The organism is Dysgonomonas reticulitermitis (genome assembly GCF_054601275.1).
The window spans coordinates 1-17,102 of sequence record NZ_BAAHWU010000024.1 but is presented as its reverse complement, the minus strand read 5'-3'; the positions used below and the strand labels follow the sequence as shown (position 1 = coordinate 17,102).

15 protein-coding genes are annotated in these 17,102 nt (G+C 39.0%); 9 read left to right on the top strand and 6 right to left on the bottom strand.

Features of this window, described 5'->3' with window-relative positions:
- The first annotated feature begins 12 nt into the window (after window positions 1–12).
- From xseB to ACYPZI_RS09975, 6 genes are all read left to right on the top strand, one after another.
- Complete coding sequence (xseB, locus tag ACYPZI_RS10000; protein WP_459601140.1) at window positions 13–210, top strand: exodeoxyribonuclease VII small subunit; 198 nt, start codon at window positions 13–15, stop codon at window positions 208–210.
- Complete coding sequence (locus ACYPZI_RS09995) at window positions 207–875, top strand: 2-C-methyl-D-erythritol 4-phosphate cytidylyltransferase (RefSeq protein ID WP_459601138.1); 669 nt, start codon at window positions 207–209, stop codon at window positions 873–875. Before xseB ends, ACYPZI_RS09995 begins: the two co-directional genes overlap by 4 nt.
- A 93-nt stretch (window positions 876–968) precedes the next feature.
- Complete coding sequence (locus ACYPZI_RS09990; protein WP_459601136.1) at window positions 969–2,336, top strand: MATE family efflux transporter; 1,368 nt, start codon at window positions 969–971, stop codon at window positions 2,334–2,336.
- On the top strand, window positions 2,333–3,751 hold the full coding sequence (locus ACYPZI_RS09985; protein ID WP_459601134.1) for a TldD/PmbA family protein: 1,419 nt from the start codon (window positions 2,333–2,335) through the stop codon (window positions 3,749–3,751). The genes ACYPZI_RS09990 and ACYPZI_RS09985 overlap by 4 nt, the downstream gene beginning before the upstream one ends.
- 407 nt (window positions 3,752–4,158) lie before the next feature.
- Window positions 4,159–4,443: a hypothetical protein gene (locus ACYPZI_RS09980; protein ID WP_459601132.1), complete on the top strand. Its 285-nt coding sequence runs from the start codon at window positions 4,159–4,161 to the stop codon at window positions 4,441–4,443.
- Between the two features lie 36 nt (window positions 4,444–4,479).
- Window positions 4,480–5,925, top strand: coding sequence for an HD domain-containing protein (locus ACYPZI_RS09975; RefSeq protein ID WP_459601130.1), 1,446 nt, complete (start codon window positions 4,480–4,482; stop codon window positions 5,923–5,925).
- 34 nt (window positions 5,926–5,959) lie between these two features.
- Here ACYPZI_RS09975 and coaA read toward each other — a convergent pair whose 3' ends face one another.
- The 4 genes from coaA to ACYPZI_RS09955 are packed head-to-tail and all read right to left on the bottom strand — an operon-like array spanning window position 5,960 to window position 9,701.
- Window positions 5,960–6,901, bottom strand: coding sequence for a type I pantothenate kinase (gene coaA / locus ACYPZI_RS09970; RefSeq protein WP_459601128.1), 942 nt, complete (start codon window positions 6,899–6,901; stop codon window positions 5,960–5,962).
- Between the two features lie 59 nt (window positions 6,902–6,960).
- Window positions 6,961–8,100: an endonuclease/exonuclease/phosphatase family protein gene (locus ACYPZI_RS09965; RefSeq protein WP_459601126.1), complete on the bottom strand. Its 1,140-nt coding sequence runs from the start codon at window positions 8,098–8,100 to the stop codon at window positions 6,961–6,963.
- Window positions 8,084–8,965 carry a rhomboid family intramembrane serine protease gene (locus ACYPZI_RS09960; protein WP_459601124.1) on the bottom strand — a complete coding sequence of 294 codons (882 nt, stop codon included), beginning with the start codon at window positions 8,963–8,965 and terminating at the stop codon, window positions 8,084–8,086. Before ACYPZI_RS09960 ends, ACYPZI_RS09965 begins: the two co-directional genes overlap by 17 nt.
- On the bottom strand, window positions 8,952–9,701 hold the full coding sequence (locus ACYPZI_RS09955; protein WP_459601122.1) for a rhomboid family intramembrane serine protease: 750 nt from the start codon (window positions 9,699–9,701) through the stop codon (window positions 8,952–8,954). Before ACYPZI_RS09955 ends, ACYPZI_RS09960 begins: the two co-directional genes overlap by 14 nt.
- Window positions 9,702–9,916: 215 nt before the next feature.
- On the opposite strand from ACYPZI_RS09955, the gene ACYPZI_RS09950 reads away from it, so the two are divergent.
- Both ACYPZI_RS09950 and argS read left to right on the top strand, forming a co-directional pair.
- Window positions 9,917–10,183, top strand: coding sequence for an HU family DNA-binding protein (locus ACYPZI_RS09950; protein ID WP_459601120.1), 267 nt, complete (start codon window positions 9,917–9,919; stop codon window positions 10,181–10,183).
- A gap of 118 nt (window positions 10,184–10,301) precedes the next feature.
- Complete coding sequence (argS, locus tag ACYPZI_RS09945) at window positions 10,302–12,095, top strand: arginine--tRNA ligase (protein WP_459601118.1); 1,794 nt, start codon at window positions 10,302–10,304, stop codon at window positions 12,093–12,095.
- Between the two features lie 2 nt (window positions 12,096–12,097).
- Here argS and ACYPZI_RS09940 read toward each other — a convergent pair whose 3' ends face one another.
- Window positions 12,098–13,138, bottom strand: a complete 1,041-nt coding sequence (locus ACYPZI_RS09940) for a DUF6340 family protein (RefSeq protein ID WP_459601116.1) — start codon at window positions 13,136–13,138, stop codon at window positions 12,098–12,100.
- 147 nt (window positions 13,139–13,285) lie between these two features.
- Between ACYPZI_RS09940 and ACYPZI_RS09935 the strand changes: the two genes are divergently transcribed.
- Window positions 13,286–15,430, top strand: a complete 2,145-nt coding sequence (locus ACYPZI_RS09935; RefSeq protein WP_459601114.1) for a helix-turn-helix domain-containing protein — start codon at window positions 13,286–13,288, stop codon at window positions 15,428–15,430.
- 24 nt (window positions 15,431–15,454) lie between these two features.
- Here ACYPZI_RS09935 and ACYPZI_RS09930 read toward each other — a convergent pair whose 3' ends face one another.
- Window positions 15,455–16,642, bottom strand: coding sequence for a class I SAM-dependent rRNA methyltransferase (locus tag ACYPZI_RS09930; RefSeq protein ID WP_459601112.1), 1,188 nt, complete (start codon window positions 16,640–16,642; stop codon window positions 15,455–15,457).
- Window positions 16,643–17,102 lie beyond the last annotated feature (460 nt).

The following is a 17,102-nucleotide window of genomic DNA, read 5'->3' as shown; positions in this document are numbered from 1 at the left end:
TGATTTTCGGAAATGGCAAAAAAAGAGCAAACGTATGGTGAAGCAATGCAGGAATTGCAGGACATCATGTACAGAATAGAAAATGAGGATTTGGATGTAGATGTTTTATTGGAGGAAGTAAAGCAAGCTGCGACTTTAATACGATTTTGCAAGGATAAATTGCAAAAAACAAATACGGAGATTCAGAAAATACTGGATAAAATAGAATGAAGAACAATGTAATTATTGTTGCCGGAGGAAAAGGTTTGCGTATGGGGAGCGATTTACCTAAACAATTTATTCCGATTGGAGGTAAACCTGTTCTTATGCATACTATAGATGCATTTTATAACTTTGATAAGAATATAAATATTATTCTTGTACTGCCTCTCTCGCATCAGGGCTATTGGACACAACTTTGCAAGGATCATAGTTTTATTGTTTCTCACAGAATTGCGACAGGGGGCGAAACCCGTTTTCATTCGGTGAAGAATGGCCTGGATATGGTTGACGAAGGTATTGTCGCTGTTCAGGATGGGGTGAGGCCATTTGCTTCGAGGGAGATGATCTGCCGATGTTTTGATGCTGCCCGCGATTTCTCGGCCGTTGTTCCGGCAATTGATTCTACCGATAGTCTTCGTCGTGTAAAAGACGATGGAAAGAGCGAAATAATAGACCGTTCTCAAATACGACTAGTGCAAACCCCACAGGTTTTTCATGGTGATATTCTCAAAAAAGCATATGAGACGGAATATAAAATGACATTTACAGATGATGCTTCCGTTGTTGAATCTATGGGGATTGATATTCACCTTGTGAAAGGCGAAGTAGCCAATATAAAAATTACGACTCCTTTAGATTTGAAGATAGGGGAGCTCCTTATTAACTCTATTTAAACAGAGGCATCTTTTCCGGGATGTTAAATTTTTGTACCTTTGCGAACTATTTTTACAGATGGGAGAGCACTCCTTAACTATTAAGTTTTTGAAATGTTGAAAACTGCGAATGTTGATGAATTAGAGAATAAAAAGATTAGTAAACTTCTTTGGCAATACGCGCTTCCGGCTATTGTGGGAACAATGGTAAATGCCTTGTATAATATTATTGACCGTATTTATATCGGACACGGGCCCAATCTGGGAGACCATGCTATAGGTGGACTGGGAATTGTCCTGCCTGTGATGAACCTTACAGCAGCTGTGGGTATGCTCGTCGGGGCAGGAGCGGCCAGCCGTATATCTATTTGTCTTGGAAGAGGGGATAAAGAAACAGCCGAAAAGATTATAGGAAACTCCTTTCTGATGACAATAATTCTGACCGGAACTTTAGTTACGGGCCTTTTTCTGTTTCTCGATCCTATTTTGATGCAAATCGGTGCCACAGAGGAAACATTTCCTTATGCAAAAGAATTTTTGCTGTATTACTTACCCGGAAATATATTCCTTACCCTCTGCTTTAACTTCAACAGCATGATGAGGGCTTCCGGCTATCCTCAGAAAGCAATGTATACAATGTTGATAGGTGTCGTCGCAAATATTATCATCGCGCCTGTTTTTATTTTTTGGCTGGAATGGGGAATAAAAGGCGCCGCTATTGCTACTATTATTTCAATGTTCATAGGGTTGTGCTTTGTGATGTACCATTTTATGAATCAAAATAGTATGCTGCGTCTTCGGAAGAAGTATATAACCTTGAATCCAAAAATAGTATGGGCTGTGGCCAGCATCGGATTGTCTCCGTTTTTTATACAGGTCGCGGCATCGATAGTTGTGTTTTTTATAAATAATAAATTGAAAACATACGGTGGGAATATTGCTATCGAAGCCTATGCCATTGCAAATACCCTGGTGATGATTATTATCATGGTCATGGTAGGGTTGACGCAAGGTATGCAGCCGATTGTCGGCTATAACTATGGAGCTAAAAGAATAGGGCGCGTAAAGGAAACGCTTTTTTATACAATTAAAGTGGGAATAGCTATTGGTTGCGTCGGGATGTTGATAGGGCTGTTGCTGCCGGGTGTTATTGTCCAGCCTTTCAATCCGTCTCCTCCTTTAGCTGCCGAAACCGCTAAGGCTTTGCATATTGTGACTATTATGCTTCCATTAGTGGGTTATCAGATAGTTGTAACAAATTTCTTCCAATGTATAGGGATGGCCGGCAAGTCTATTTTCTTAAGTCTTACCCGTCAGTTTTTGTTATTATTGCCCGCATTGTTTATTCTTCCTCATCTCTTCGGAATAAACGGGGTTTGGTATTCTTTACCAACGGCCGATTTCTTGGCAACAATGCTGACCGCTATTCTGTTTATATGGCAGGTGAATAAGTTTAAAAAGATGGAAGTCGAAAAATTATGAATAAACAAGATATTCTACAACGATTCGCTATTGCTGAGTCCGATCTATTAAAAGTAATATCTGAGGCATTGAGCCGGGGCGGTGATTATGCCGATATTTTCTTCGAACATACGTTTAGTAATAATATTGCTTTGCGCGATGGAGAAGTAAACAGGGCTTCTTCCAATATTGACTTTGGAGCAGGGGTGCGGGTTGTGTCCGGCGACCAGACGGGATATGCCTATGTAGAAAATACGGAATTGAAAAGCTTGCTTAAAGCGGCACAAACTGCGGCCAGTATAGCTTCTGTGCCTTCCGGTTTAAAAAATCCCATTGAAATAAAAGAAAGTCATTTCAGAGACTATTACAAGATACAAAGACCGTGGATAGATGTTTCTGTAGCAGACAAAAGGTCTTTTGTGCAAAGGCTTAATGACCGGATATTCGAACTCGATCAGCGTGTTATAAAAGCTTCTGTGAGCCTGAATGATTCTACGTCCTATATCCTTTTCTTCAATTCGGAAGGCATACTCACATGGGATTATCGTCCGATGTGTATTATGTATGGTTCGTGTACGATGGAACAGGACGGGAAAATAGAAAATGGGTCTGCTTCACGTGCATACCGCAAAGGATTTGAGTTTTTGACAGATGAACTGGTAGAAACCCTGGCTCGGGAGGCTGTTGCTCAAACATCGCTCATGTTCGAAGCTATAAAGCCGAAAGGAGGCGAAATGCCTGTTGTTATGGGAGCCGGAAGCTCCGGTATATTATTGCATGAAGCAATTGGCCATACTTTCGAGGCTGATTTCAATAGAAAGGATGTTTCTATATTCTCCGGTCAATTCGGTAAAAAAATATGTTCTTCCAATATCAATATAGTAGATGATGGTACGGTGGAGCATGCGCGTGGCGCTATAAACTTCGATGATGAGGGTGTCGAAAGCCAAAAAACATATATTGTGAAAGACGGTGTTTTGGAAAGCTATTTACACGATAGGATCAGCGCCAAATACTATAATGTGGAACCTACGGGTAACGGACGCCGGCAATCATTCCGCTATGCTCCTCTTCCCCGTATGAGGGTGACTTATATGGAGCAGGGAAATATTCCGGAAGCCGACATTATCGCTTCGGTCAAACAGGGTGTTTATGTAGATAACTTTACGAATGGACAGGTTCAGATAGGAGCGGGAGACTTTACTTTCTTCGTTAAAACGGGTTATCTGATAGAAAACGGAAAGCTTACGCGGCCAATAAAGGATATAAATATAATAGGCAACGGCCCGAGGGCGCTTGCGGATATTACGATGGTAGGCGATAATCTGAAAATAGACGAGGGTGCATGGACTTGTGGCAAAGATGGACAGGGAGTACCTGTCGGACAAGGGTTGCCATCCGTGTTGGTCAATAAGCTTACTGTCGGAGGTGTTTAAATAATTTATATTTCAAAATTACAATATTTTGTAAACCAATTAGTTATATATGCTATTTGTGTAAACAATTATTGTAATCTATATAATATAACTCGCAACTAATTTTATCTATAGTTATGGTGATGATTAGCAAATTAGCAAATGGCACGAAGCGACAACAACTTGTAATTAGCTGCTCATTGTTTACTGCTAAGTGTGGAGTTTGTTACTTTTTAGTTAAAATGGGATAATTGGTACATTAGCTAATTGACTGCTTGTGGCTAATAATGCGATTTTGGGTTTGCCCTGAAAAAAATAAGAATAAACAGGTTCTAAATGAAAAAAAATATTTACTTTGCAGAATATAAATAAATAACCAGTTAATAATTATGTGTTATACACTTTATCCGTCAAAATTATTGGCTTACATGATTGCGTATAGAAACGATTCTTTTACAGAAATATCTTATAGCCAGCTGAAGCGAATACGAAAGAGTATCGAAGAAAGAACAGCAAATATCTATGTTGATATTACAAGAGTTACAATTTGTTCCACAGTAAATATCTATTCAAATATATTAAGAATGGATGATACGAAGATCACTATCTACAAGGATATTGATTCCGAACAAATAGAATACTTTAAAGAACGGGCCAATGAAATACCTCCCCAATACTTAAGCATATTAAAGGAAACAATGTCTTCCCTATAATCTGAGAGGAACAAAATCTTTTTAGCCTTACAAACTATGCCTTCTACATTACATAAAGAAAAAAAATTTTTAGATACCGTTCATGGGTATATCTCTATACCAGATAAATATGTTCATAATTTTATAGATTCTTTTGAGTTTCAGAGATTGAGGCGTATTGAGCAGACTTCGGGCAGGTCTATTTTCCCTTGTGCCAGACACGATAGATTTATCCATTCCTTGGGTGTTTATTTTATTGGGCGTAAGATTTATAAGCAAATACGGAAACGCTGTGATATTCAGGATGTTTTGACGGATGAAGAATGGGCGACAATAGGCGAATCCTATAAAATAGCATGTTTGTTGCATGATTGCGGACATGCCCCGTTTAGCCATACGTTTGAAAAATATTATGACAAACCTGCAAGATTAACCGGGATTCTTGTCGATTTGGCTACTCCGTTTGATGATTCGGAATTTGGCAATGATATAGATAAGGCGTTGGAATCTGCTCCGCACGAACGTCTGAGCGCAGCTTTGGTTTTAGACCGTTTTGCAAAACCAATTCAGGAAGCCGGAGGAGATCCTTTGCTGGTTGTAAGGATGATAATCGGCTGTAAGTATTTAAAAAGGAATGATCCATATACAAATATTGCAAACTGCTTCGTATCCTTACTCAACGGACGGGTTATCGATGCAGACAAGATAGACTATGTTTGCAGGGATAAATGGGCTTCCGGATACAGCGCAACAAATGTGGATGTGGAACGATTAATACACTCGATCCACCTGAAAAAGAATAATCAAAAGAAGCGATACGATATATGTTACGATAGCAGCGCCTTATACGAAATACAAAGCGTCCTTTCAGTAAAGAACTTTCAATACCTATACGTAATCAATCATCATAAAGTTATATATGACCAATATATACTGGATAAATCCATCGAAACCTTGGCAACTTTAATTTTTCCGGATTCGGACAAAGACACATCGTTGAGTAAATTGTTTAACTATGATTCATATATTAAACCCATACCGATAGGTAATCATATTCTTTATTTACCGTCTGACGATGATCTGATCCATTTGTTAAAACAATATCTGCCTCAAAATGAGTACGCGCAAGAATGGTTCAGTAGAAATCACAGATATATTCCTCTATGGAAATCGAGGGCGGAATTTTTATCTTACTTCGGAGATTTGCCTCAAAAACTGTCTGGGATAACAACAAAAATTGAAAAAATCATAAAAGATATCTTTAGTCAAAAATCCATCGATTTCCTGTTCTTAAACGCTACTCCGAAATTTTCGACTATAGACAATCAAGAGGTATTTATAGATATCAATAATCAGATAAAGTCGATAAAGACATTAGGATTGCCGTCCAATGATTTGGACGAGGATTATTTCTTTTATGTTTTTGTGCCTAAAGAAGAGAAGGATAAAAAAGAAGAGTTGATAGACGATATAAAGAATGATATAGAAAATATACTGTCTTAGCCTTATTCGAAGAGAATAGTTTTTGTAAAGGTCTTTATTTTCTTAGCCTTACGTAGTCGACTATGTGGTTCTCTCCCTTATGCAGTATAAGGTTTGCCCGTTCACGTGTTGGGAAAATATTTTTGCGGAGGTTTTTGCGGTTAATTTCTCTCCATATTGTCTTCGATGTTTTTATAGCTTCTCGCTCCGAAAGTTCGGCAAAGCTTTTGAAATAAGACTTAGGATCAGTGAACGCCCCTTTTCTGAACTTCATAAAACGGGAAATGTACCATTCTTCCAGTTTGTCTTCATCTGCATCTACATATATAGAAAAATCCACGTAATCGGAAACGAAAATCCGTGGTTTTTCCCCGGGATAATCCATGCCGCTTTGCAAAACATTCAATCCTTCGAGGATCAGGATGTCAGGCTGGTTTATGATCTCGTATTTGTTTGGAATCACATCATATATAAGGTGCGAATATTTAGGTACTTTGACTTCTTTTGCTCCTGATTTTATCTCAGTCACAAACTTTATCAGATTTTTTATATCATAAGATTGCGGAAAACCTTTTTTGTGCATAATACCCTTTTCTTCGAGAACGGCATTCGGGTGTAAGAACCCGTCTGTTGTCACAAGCGCAACCCTTGTATTCTCTTTCCAGCGGCTTAATAAGGCCTGTAACACACGTGCCGTAGTGCTTTTCCCCACCGATACACTACCTGCTATACCAATGATGAATGGTATTTTTTGCGCATCTTGTTTCAGAAATTTCATCAATACAGATTGCCTGCTTGTCCGCGCGTTTACATAGTAACTTAACAGGCGCGAGAGCGGCAGGTAAATATCTTCGACTTCGTCTATCGATAGTTCGTGATCTATGCCTTGCAGGGTTAACAATTCTTCATAGGTGAGCGTCATTGGCTCGGAGTCGCGCAATGCAGCCCATTGTTCACGGGTAAATTGCATGTAGGGACTGGCCGGAAGAGTCTTCATCTGTCTGTTTTTATGATGTAAAGGTAGAAAAAAAGTTGAAAGGGCTATATTGAATATTATTATTTGAATGCCAGGTAGGTCCACACGGGGTAGTGATCGGAGTATTTTATTTTGTCTACAGTGCAATTGTACGATTGTAATCCAAGAGAATGCATAATGAAATCTATCCTGAACCAAAACATATTTTCGTGGTAAGTGATTCCCTGTCCGAATCCGGTACTTGCATAAGAATCTACCATATCTCCTTTGATGGTGTAGTATGCATATGAAATAGGGGTGTCGTTGAAGTCGCCGCATACAATTGTCACGTCAGATTCCTGTTTATCTAAAAGGTTTCTGATTATTTTTGCCTGCGCCTCCCTTATTTTATATGCTGCTCCTAATCGGGTTTGTATGTTCATTGCTACCTCACCCAACGTTTCCTTATCCTTGTTTTTAAAAAACTCTCTGTATAATTGTTTATCTTCGGATGTAATCCGGTTCGATTCCAGATGATTATTCACAAGTATAACGTTTTTACCTTGTATATTCAGTTCGTACATCGCAGACCCGTTGTAAGAGCTTTCCAGAGGTAATCTGGTTGATTTAGTGATGGGGAATTTAGAATAACATGCCAGGCCATAAGCTAAAGAACCCCTCGATGTCCCCAATTTTATGATTTCGTGATAAGGATACTCTTTGAGCTTTGCGTTTAGTTCTTTTTCGGTAATGATACCATTTTGGTCTTTCCCGGTGGAAACGGCAAATTCTTGTAAACAAATAATATCGGCATCACTATTTACAAGATATTTTATAATCGGGTTGTTTCGTGCTTTTTTGCCTTTGGCCCAGTTAAACGCGCGAACATTATATGTGAGGAGTTTGAAACTTTTTTCGGGAATATCTTTTACGCTTGTACGGGTATGGATAGGGAAGCAAGTCAATATAGGTTGCCAACATACTGTTATGGCAACCAGTTGCACTAAAGCATATTTCCATCTGAAAGAAATTATCCATAATATAAGGTATAGTATATTAACAAACAGAATGATTGGAAATCCAAGTCCCAAATAGGCAACTATAGTTGCTTTCGAAGGCACTATTTTCCAGGCGAAAGTAGATAGTATGAGGATGATAATGGCAAATATGTTAGTTGCAAATATCGTATACTTAAGGTATTTCCCTATTTTTATTTTTGAAAGTTTACTTTTTACTTGCATCGAATAATCTTTTTTTCTCCTCAGCATTAAGGCTACTGTATCCCGAAGATTTTATTTTGTCGAGAATACGGTCTATCTCTTCTGCATCGTTATGCTTATGTTGGTTAAAGTCGTAGTCGGCTTCCCGTTTTTTATATTTTACCTTCATTTTCTTTTTACCGGAAGGCTTGGTTAAATTAACAATCGAATCTATCATTTTGTTGATCCAGCGAGTGATATCTTTTCCTTTCAAATATTGTCTGGCGAATATGTAACCTGTTATAGCCCCTCCGATATGCGCTACATGCCCTCCCGGATTTGTGTTGCTATCTAGTGAAATGAAATCTATTATAAACATAAAAATCGCGATGTAAACGACCTTTATTCGGAATAGCAAGAAGAGACTGACTTCTGCATCCGGTTTATAAAATGCGGCTGCAAATATGATTGCCATGACTGATGCCGATGCTCCTATCATAGGAGGATGGTTCATATCTATATAATATGGTATCGTATTGAATGCTAGTGCGTATAACGCCGCGCCGGACAATCCTCCGAGCAAGTATATGCTCCCCAGGTTTTTAGAACTGAAATATCTCAGGAATAACTGTCCGAACCAGAACAACATGAGCATATTCAACAATATGTGCAAAAAGTCTTTATGCGCAATCATATAGGTGAACACTGTCCACGGTCTTTTTATCAGGAGATGTATGTCTGATGTAGTCCCAATATAAGGAATCAGGTCTATCGACGGGAGCTTGAATAGCTTTCCTATCATAGCAGTGATGACAAATACGAAGAAAACAACTGCATTGATAATGATGAGTTGTACCAATAGGTCTTTTTGTTTAAACCTGTGTTTTATCGTATCAAAAACGCCCATTCGACTTTGCTTTTTTCTTCCAGTAAAGAACGATAAAAAATCCGGTAATCAATCCTCCTAAGTGAGCAAAGTGGGCAACATTGTCGCCTGCGTTGTCCAATATGCCTAGTACCAATTCCATAACTCCATATCCTATAACAAACCACTTCGCCTTAATAGGAACAGGGAAGAACAACATCATAATACGTGAATCGGGAAACATCATGCCAAATGCGACGAGTAGGCCGAATACCGCGCCTGATGCTCCTACCATAGGATTGTTCAATAAAGAGTTCAGGCTGCCCCACAACGGATCCGTGTAATTTAACCCTCGGACCATAATATTTGCGCCTTCGGCATATATTTTTGCTATCGCCTCAGCCGGCAGTTCTGCCTCTATCGATTGTATTCTTATATATGTGATAAGTAATTGAAGCGCTGCTGCGCCTAATCCTGTTAGTATGTAATAAACCAGATACTTGGTCGATCCCCATGTCCTTTCCAGGACGCTACCGAACATAAATACTGCAAACATATTAAAAAATACATGCGAGGTACTGCCATGCATGAACATATATGTTATTATCTGATGAGGTTTGAATAAATCAGATGTCACATAGTGTAACCCTAACAAATTGATCAGGTCTACCCGGCTTGCAAAAAGAGCGGTTATTACCCAAAGAAGTACGTTGATTATTAAAAGGTTCAGAGTGACAGGGGGTATTGAGCTTGCAAACCCTGTATTATTTTGATTCATTTTTGTTTTCTTATATATTGCTTTAACGCCCAAAAATACAGATATTTTTTCTTTTATGAGTGAAAAAGGCCTTTACATTTAGATATTTTCTAATTTCGCATGAGTTTTTCTACTTTTTTTTTATGATTATTAAATAAAACACTTATATTTGAAACCTAGAACTAGAAACGTAATTTCGGTTATATCAATGTTTAATTAAATCATTACATTCAATTATGAACAAGACAGAACTTATTAATGCAATTGCAGAAAAATCAGGCTTGAGCAAGGTTGATTCAAAAAAAGCTTTAGAAGCATTTATCGAATCAGTAACAGGAGAAGTTAAAACTGGAGGAAAAGTTGCTCTAGTTGGTTTCGGTACATTCTCAGTAACTCAAAAAGCTGCTAGAAAAGGTATCAACCCTAGAACTAAAGCTGTGATTAACATCCCTGCTAAAAAAACAGTTAAATTTAAACCAGGTGCTGATTTAGCTGCTCTGTAAAAATTAGCAAATCAAAGAATAGAGAAGCGGGGAAGAATCTTTCCCGCTTTTTTGTCTTATTATAATTCAGGTCTTGTTGCTTTTTTTATAATTTTGCAGCCTGATAATCAATCTCAATATGAAATTAGAATCGACATTACAAAAATCGGTAATTAAAGCCATCCACGATCTATACGGACACGAAGTGACGGCAGAGCAAGCGTCTGTACAGAAGACGAAAAAAGAATTTGAAGGGCACTATACATTGGTGGTTTTCCCTTTCTTGAAAATATCGAAGAAAAATCCTGAACAGACAGCTCAGGAAATAGGTCAATGGCTGGTAGAAAATACGAATGAAGTAGCTCGCTATAATGTAATAAAAGGCTTTTTGAACCTTTCCATCGATACAACTAGCTGGTTGCATCTGTTGAATGACATTCATAGTTCAGTAGAATATGGAATTGTAAAGGCCGGAGATAATTCACCGCTAGTTATGGTCGAATACTCATCGCCGAATACGAACAAGCCATTGCATTTGGGGCATATAAGAAATAACCTTTTGGGTTTTGCCTTAGCTGAAGTGTTAAAGGCAAATGGCAATCGTGTTGTTAAAACTAATATTGTGAACGACCGGGGTATCCATATCTGCAAATCGATGCTTGCATGGAAGAAGTGGGGGAATAATGAAACTCCTGAATCCAGCGGTAAAAAGGGCGATCATCTGGTTGGAGATTATTATGTTTTGTTCGATAGATACTATAAGGCCGAGTTGGCCGAACTACAGACAAAAGGACTTTCTAAAGAAGAAGCTGAGGCCAAGTCCCCGCTTATGGCAGAAGCGCGTGATATGCTCCGCTTATGGGAAGCAGGAGATGCGGAGACAGTCGCTCTTTGGGAAAAGATGAATTCATGGGTATATGCCGGATTTGATGAGACATACAAACGTTTGGGAGTAGACTTCGATAAGATATATTATGAATCGCAGACCTATCTGGATGGCAAAGAAACTGTTCTTGAAGGTTTGAAGAAAGGCGTCTTTTACCAAAAGGAAGACGGTTCGGTGTGGGCAGACCTTACAGGTGAAGGCCTCGATCATAAATTATTGCTTCGCAGCGATGGTACTTCTGTCTATATGACTCAGGATATTGGTACAGCAAAACTGCGCTTCGATGATTATCCGATAGACAAGATGATATATGTTGTGGGTAATGAGCAAAATTACCATTTTCAGGTGTTATCAATTTTGTTGGATAAGTTAGGTTTCGAGTTTGGTAAGGGCTTAGTCCATTTCTCTTACGGAATGGTAGAACTGCCGGAAGGTAAGATGAAGTCGCGTGAGGGAACAGTAGTCGATGCTGACGATATGGTCGATGAAATGGTCGCTACAGCCAAAGAAACCTCTCAGGAATTAGGTAAACTTGATGGCGTTACAGAGGAAGAAGCCAACAATATAGCCCGTATAGTGGGTATGGGTGCACTGAAATATTTTATACTGAAAGTAGATCCTAAAAAGAATATGACTTTCAATCCTAAGGAATCTATCGATTTCAACGGAAATACAGGCCCTTTTATTCAGTACACGTATGCGCGTATACAATCTGTTTTGCGTAAAGCGGTAGAACAGGGGATTGCTATCCCTGATCAACTGAAAAAAGATATTAATCTCAGCATAAAAGAAGAAAACCTTATACAATTGGTTGGTGATTATGCTGCAATTGTGAAACAAGCCGGAGACGAGTATAATCCCGCATTGATCGCGAATTACGTTTACGATTTGGTGAAGGAATACAACCAGTTCTATCACGATTATACGATTCTTAAAGAAGAAGATACTGTGTTAAGGAGCTTTAGGCTGGTTCTTTCCGAGGAAGTGGCTAAAGTTGTAAAAAGCGGGATGTCTCTTCTTGGGATTGAAGTTCCCGATAGGATGTAAGATTATTCGTCCGCAGGTGTATCTTTTACTGTTTCAAGTCCGAGTTGTTCATACAGCTTGGATTTATTTTTTTCTCTTTTATTTAATATTTCTCTATATCCGAATGTAAGCAATGCTAACTCAGACGAGTTTTTGTTCTGCGGAAGTTGCTCGAATGCTATAGATATCCAAGCCAAGGCATTATCTATATCGTCGAGGCACTCATTGGCCAGCGCCAGATTCGAAGCCAGTTTTATTTTTTTATTCTTATTGCTTTCTTTATCATATAACGCGCTCCATATATCGGCAGCCTCTTCCCATTTTCCTTCTGCAACATATTTTGCTGCTTTTTTCATCTCGGAAGAGCTGTCTGAGAAAAACCAGCGTGCTTGTGTTTTCCATGAAGGGATAAATGCCCCTGTGAGATTGTCGGCGGCCTTTATCGATATTTCAGCGACTAATCCGTTTAATTCATTAATATTGCTTTTCTTGAGGCTCCAGTCCTCAGAGGATTCTAAGAATAAACTATCCATATAAACGACCGGTGGAGCTATCATTGTCCCATTGGCTCTATAAACTCTTAAAATGCTTCCGACTTGTGCGTTTAGTAAACTATAATTATTGAAAAAATACACAGTTTCGGCCTCTACACTGGCAGATACCATATATAAATCGAGAGAGATTACAGCATCGGCTTTGTTGCTTTGGCATAAAGATCTGACTTTTGAGGGAGCTAATGGTTTAATCTCTTCTATGGAGCCGGTGCTATTAATCTTTTGTGGGTATACGTCTACTCTGTCGAAATATTTTTCTTCATTCATAAACTTTTTCAATGAATTGATAGCTATGGATTTAGCGCTGTCATTTGAAATAATAGCAAGTTTTGAATCGTTTTTATCGCTTTCCGCTTCTTCGTCTGTAGCGCTATTATCTACAATCAGAACATTCTTCACATCGTTTGGGAATGTTACCGTAGCTGCTTCCTTGATCTCAATAGTCAGGAAATTTGTAGTAGCGCACGAGGCAAAAGCAGCCAGAAATATGAGCGTAAAAATGTGTTTCATAATAGAGTAATTAGTCCTAATACAAAAATAGTGATATTTAGAGATTATAGACAACTTCTTTCTCTTTTTTCGATAACCTGCGATTTTGTTTTCATAAATATATAAAATTAGCTTTATATTTGTATTAAATAGAATAAAACCGTATTCATGAACACTGTTTTTAATCTGGCCTCCGATATAGTTTGTCATACATCACAATCTGTGTTTCTGACAGGAAAAGCGGGTACAGGGAAAACTACGTTCCTGCATCATATCCGGAAAACTACCGATAAAAACGTTATTATTGCCGCACCAACTGGTGTCGCCGCTATCAATGCAGGAGGGGTTACACTTCATTCCTTGCTGCAACTACCGTTCGAACCTTACATTCCTGACTTCGAAGGTAAAAAGAAACTGGACTTTCATTTTAAATTGAGGAAGTCGAAGATCGAAATGCTTCGGGAACTCGATTTGCTGATCATCGATGAGGTGAGTATGTTGCGTGCCGATATGCTCGACGCGGCCGATTATATGTTGCGAAGATATAGAAACAATCAGCGGCCGTTTGGTGGTGTTCAAGTCCTTTTCATCGGTGATATGTTTCAATTACCTCCTGTCGTTCAGTCGGCGGAGTGGGAGGCTATGAAGCATTATTATCCCTCTCCCTTTTTCTTTCATGCGCAGGTATTAGAGGATTTTCCTCTTTTATATATTGAATTGAAAAAAATATACAGGCAACAGGATCAACAGTTTATTGACGTACTCAATCGTATCCGGAATAACTGCGCCACTTCTCAGGATTTGCACCTGTTGAACCAAAACTATAATCCATCTTTCAAATTGCCCGAAGAAAAGAGGTATATTGTCCTATGCACGCATAATTACAAAGCCGACAGGATAAATAGTGAAGAGATCAAAAAGCTTTCGGGAAAAGAGTTTCGGTTTGAAGGAAAAATACACGGCGATTTCTCAGAGAATGCCTTGCCTGCCGAACGCGATCTTGTCCTAAAAGAAGGGGCTCAGGTTATGTTTGTGAAGAACGATGTTGGCGAGATACGGCGTTTTTATAATGGAAAATTAGCTACAATCAATAGTTTAAAAGAAGATAAGATAGAGGTTTGTTTCGAGAATGGGGATTTAATGGATCTGGAGCAGGATACCTGGCGCAATGTCCGGTATAAATTGAATGAGAACTCCGGTGAAATCGAAGAGGAAGAGTTGGGTTCGTTTACCCAGTACCCTATTCGCTTGGCATGGGCGGTGACAATACATAAGAGTCAGGGTTTGACATTCGACCGTGTGGTTGTGGACGCGGGGCAGGCTTTTGCGGCCGGGCAGGTTTATGTGGCTCTTAGCCGGTGTACATCTCTCGATGGAATCGTGCTTTTTTCTAAGATCACACAGCAGAGTATAAGTACAGATCCATTTGCGATAGCGTTTTCAAAGAATGAGCACCCGATCGGTTTTTTAGAGCAAATACTTGAATCGGAAAAGCCTCGCTATTGTGCTATGCAACTGAAACGATATTTCGATTGGACTCCTTTCATTCGAAGTTTACGTTCATTGTATGAACTTTCTTCTGAGAAAAAGATTCCCGATCAGGAAGAAGTTCAGGCTGTGTTCGCCCAACTGTGTAGCAGGGCTATTGAGCAGCAGGAAATAGCACAGAATTTTATAAAAGAACTTGACCGGATATTATCTGCGCCCAACCCCGATATAGCACGGTTAAAAGACAGGGTAGAAAAAGCTGTCACATATTTTCATAAGGATATATCGGAAAACATTCTCCTCCCTTTGAAATTACACTTGGAAAGATTTAAAACCAAGTCAAAGGTTAAAGCATATCTGGCCAAAGCTACAGAAATCCACAATACCTTGCTTAGTCTGCTATTCCGGATAGAACATATAAATTACGGAGGTATCAGCCTTACCCGGGATTTGACCTTTATAGAAACGGAAACTCCAAAAGAAGACATTCTCCCGAAAGAAAAAACCAAACCTCAAAAGGGGGATAGTCACAGACTGACACTTTCTCTCTTCAATGAAGGTAAATCGGTAAAGGAAATAGCCACGGAACGAAATCTGGCTACGACCACAATAGAAGGACATCTCGTAAGTTTTATCCTTACCGGCGAACTGGATATTCTGCAATTAGTGCCAAACAGCAAAGTGCAATATATGTTGCCGGTTCTTAAAGATACCGACCCCAAAGCCTCATTATCCGCTATCAAAGAGATGATGCCGGAGGAGTATACGTATATGGATATAAAGGCTGTATTAAATTATATGGCGTATCTGAATTCAAAAAAGTGAAGAAATTTACAAGGTTGAAGAATATTATTCCACATACAACACCAAGCCTTTCAGATATTCCCCTTCCGGATGATAAATGTTGATAGGATGGTCGGCAGGTTGGTTTAACTGAGCTAATATCCGTACTTTCCTGCCCGAAATAGCCGCCGCGCTGAATACTGCCAGACGAAACATTTCTTTTGATATCACCTGTGAACAAGAAAATGTGAAAACTATCCCGCCCGGCGCTATTTTCTCAAATGCTGCGGCATTTAATCGTTTATAGCCCTGTAACGCGTTTTTTATAGCCCCCCTGTGTTTTGCAAAGGCCGGCGGGTCGAGTATAATCAGGTCGTAGTCGTTGGGTTTGATGTTGCCTAAAAATTTAAAGGCATCTTCAGCGAAAGCCTCGTGGCGATCGTCGTCAGGGAAATTTATCTCTACATTTTTATTAGTCAATGTAACCGCTTTGGCAGAACTATCCACCGAGTGAACCAATTTCGCTCCGCCACGCATGGCATAGAATGAAAATCCTCCTGTATAACAGAACATATTCAGCACCTTGCGATCTTTTGAATACTTTTCGAGTAGCGCACGGTTGTCTCGCTGATCGACAAAGAAACCTGTCTTCTGTCCTTTTACCCAATCCGGATAAAATTTCAGCCCGTTTTCCAAAGCAATTTCCGAAATATTTTTTCCTCCAAAAAGGTATTCGTTTTCTGCCCCGAGATCGGCCTTATATGGTAAAGTGGTTTCCGATTTATAATAGATGTTTTTTAGAGTGTCGCCCATAACAGCCTTCAATGCCTCACAAATTATTATGCGCGATTCGTGCATACCTACCGAGTGTGACTGGATAACTGCCGTTTCAGCATACACGTCGATGATTAATCCCGGCAGAAGGTCTCCCTCGCCATGGATAAGTCTGTATGAATTGTTTCCGGAAGAAAGTAAACCGATAGATTTTCTTAATTCCAAGGCAGAACTCAAACGTCTTTTCCAGAACTCAAGATTAATTTCCTCTTCCTCAAAAGATAATACACGTACTTCGATGCTGCCTATCTGGTAATGTCCCACAGCAATGAAGTCGTTGCCGGCAGTATATACATTGACAACTTCGCCTTCAATCAGATCGTTGTCTTTCTGCTGTACTGCTCCCGAAAAGATCCATGGGTGGAAGCGTTTCAACGATTCTTCCTTTTTGGGTTTGAGTTTTATTTTTTTATAATTCATATCGACTATGTAAGAGCCACAAAATTACAATTTTATTTTCAAAGATGTATTTAAACAAAAGCATTCTCCAGGGTAAACCCTTCAAAAAAATGAAAAATGAAGAATGAAGAAAAGTGAAAAAGTGAAGAATGAAACTAGTTTTATCTATAATAGACAATTAGCAAATTAGCGAATTAGCGAATTAGCAAATTTGAAAATGAGTGTGGAGTTTGTTACATTTTAGTTAAAAGATACGAGTAGACGAGATACGAGGTACGAGTTGTTGGCTGTTGACTGACTACTAACTACTAACTACTAACTACTGCTAACTGTAGAAGTTTGTTACTTTTTAGTGACTTTGTTGCAACGGTATTGTAAAAGAAGGGTTACAGGTGTATTTTTGTATTTGCAAATTCAAAAAAGTAGATATATGAGTACCTCACCGATAACCCAGATCAAAGATAAATATAAAATCAAGAAT

What these genes read in the sequence shown, in the direction of transcription:
- xseB (WP_459601140.1), top strand. Translation starts at nt 13, where the DNA reads ATGGCAAAAAAAGAGCAAACGTATGGTGAAGCAATGCAGGAATTGCAG.
- ACYPZI_RS09995 (WP_459601138.1), top strand. Translation starts at nt 207, where the DNA reads ATGAAGAACAATGTAATTATTGTTGCCGGAGGAAAAGGTTTGCGTATG.
- ACYPZI_RS09990 (WP_459601136.1), top strand. Translation starts at nt 969, where the DNA reads ATGTTGAAAACTGCGAATGTTGATGAATTAGAGAATAAAAAGATTAGT.
- ACYPZI_RS09985 (WP_459601134.1), top strand. Translation starts at nt 2,333, where the DNA reads ATGAATAAACAAGATATTCTACAACGATTCGCTATTGCTGAGTCCGAT.
- ACYPZI_RS09980 (WP_459601132.1), top strand. Translation starts at nt 4,159, where the DNA reads ATGATTGCGTATAGAAACGATTCTTTTACAGAAATATCTTATAGCCAG.
- ACYPZI_RS09975 (WP_459601130.1), top strand. Translation starts at nt 4,480, where the DNA reads ATGCCTTCTACATTACATAAAGAAAAAAAATTTTTAGATACCGTTCAT.
- coaA (WP_459601128.1), bottom strand. Translation starts at nt 6,901, where the DNA reads ATGAAGACTCTTCCGGCCAGTCCCTACATGCAATTTACCCGTGAACAA.
- ACYPZI_RS09965 (WP_459601126.1), bottom strand. Translation starts at nt 8,100, where the DNA reads ATGCAAGTAAAAAGTAAACTTTCAAAAATAAAAATAGGGAAATACCTT.
- ACYPZI_RS09960 (WP_459601124.1), bottom strand. Translation starts at nt 8,965, where the DNA reads ATGGGCGTTTTTGATACGATAAAACACAGGTTTAAACAAAAAGACCTA.
- ACYPZI_RS09955 (WP_459601122.1), bottom strand. Translation starts at nt 9,701, where the DNA reads ATGAATCAAAATAATACAGGGTTTGCAAGCTCAATACCCCCTGTCACT.
- ACYPZI_RS09950 (WP_459601120.1), top strand. Translation starts at nt 9,917, where the DNA reads ATGAACAAGACAGAACTTATTAATGCAATTGCAGAAAAATCAGGCTTG.
- argS (WP_459601118.1), top strand. Translation starts at nt 10,302, where the DNA reads ATGAAATTAGAATCGACATTACAAAAATCGGTAATTAAAGCCATCCAC.
- ACYPZI_RS09940 (WP_459601116.1), bottom strand. Translation starts at nt 13,138, where the DNA reads ATGAAACACATTTTTACGCTCATATTTCTGGCTGCTTTTGCCTCGTGC.
- ACYPZI_RS09935 (WP_459601114.1), top strand. Translation starts at nt 13,286, where the DNA reads ATGAACACTGTTTTTAATCTGGCCTCCGATATAGTTTGTCATACATCA.
- ACYPZI_RS09930 (WP_459601112.1), bottom strand. Translation starts at nt 16,642, where the DNA reads ATGAATTATAAAAAAATAAAACTCAAACCCAAAAAGGAAGAATCGTTG.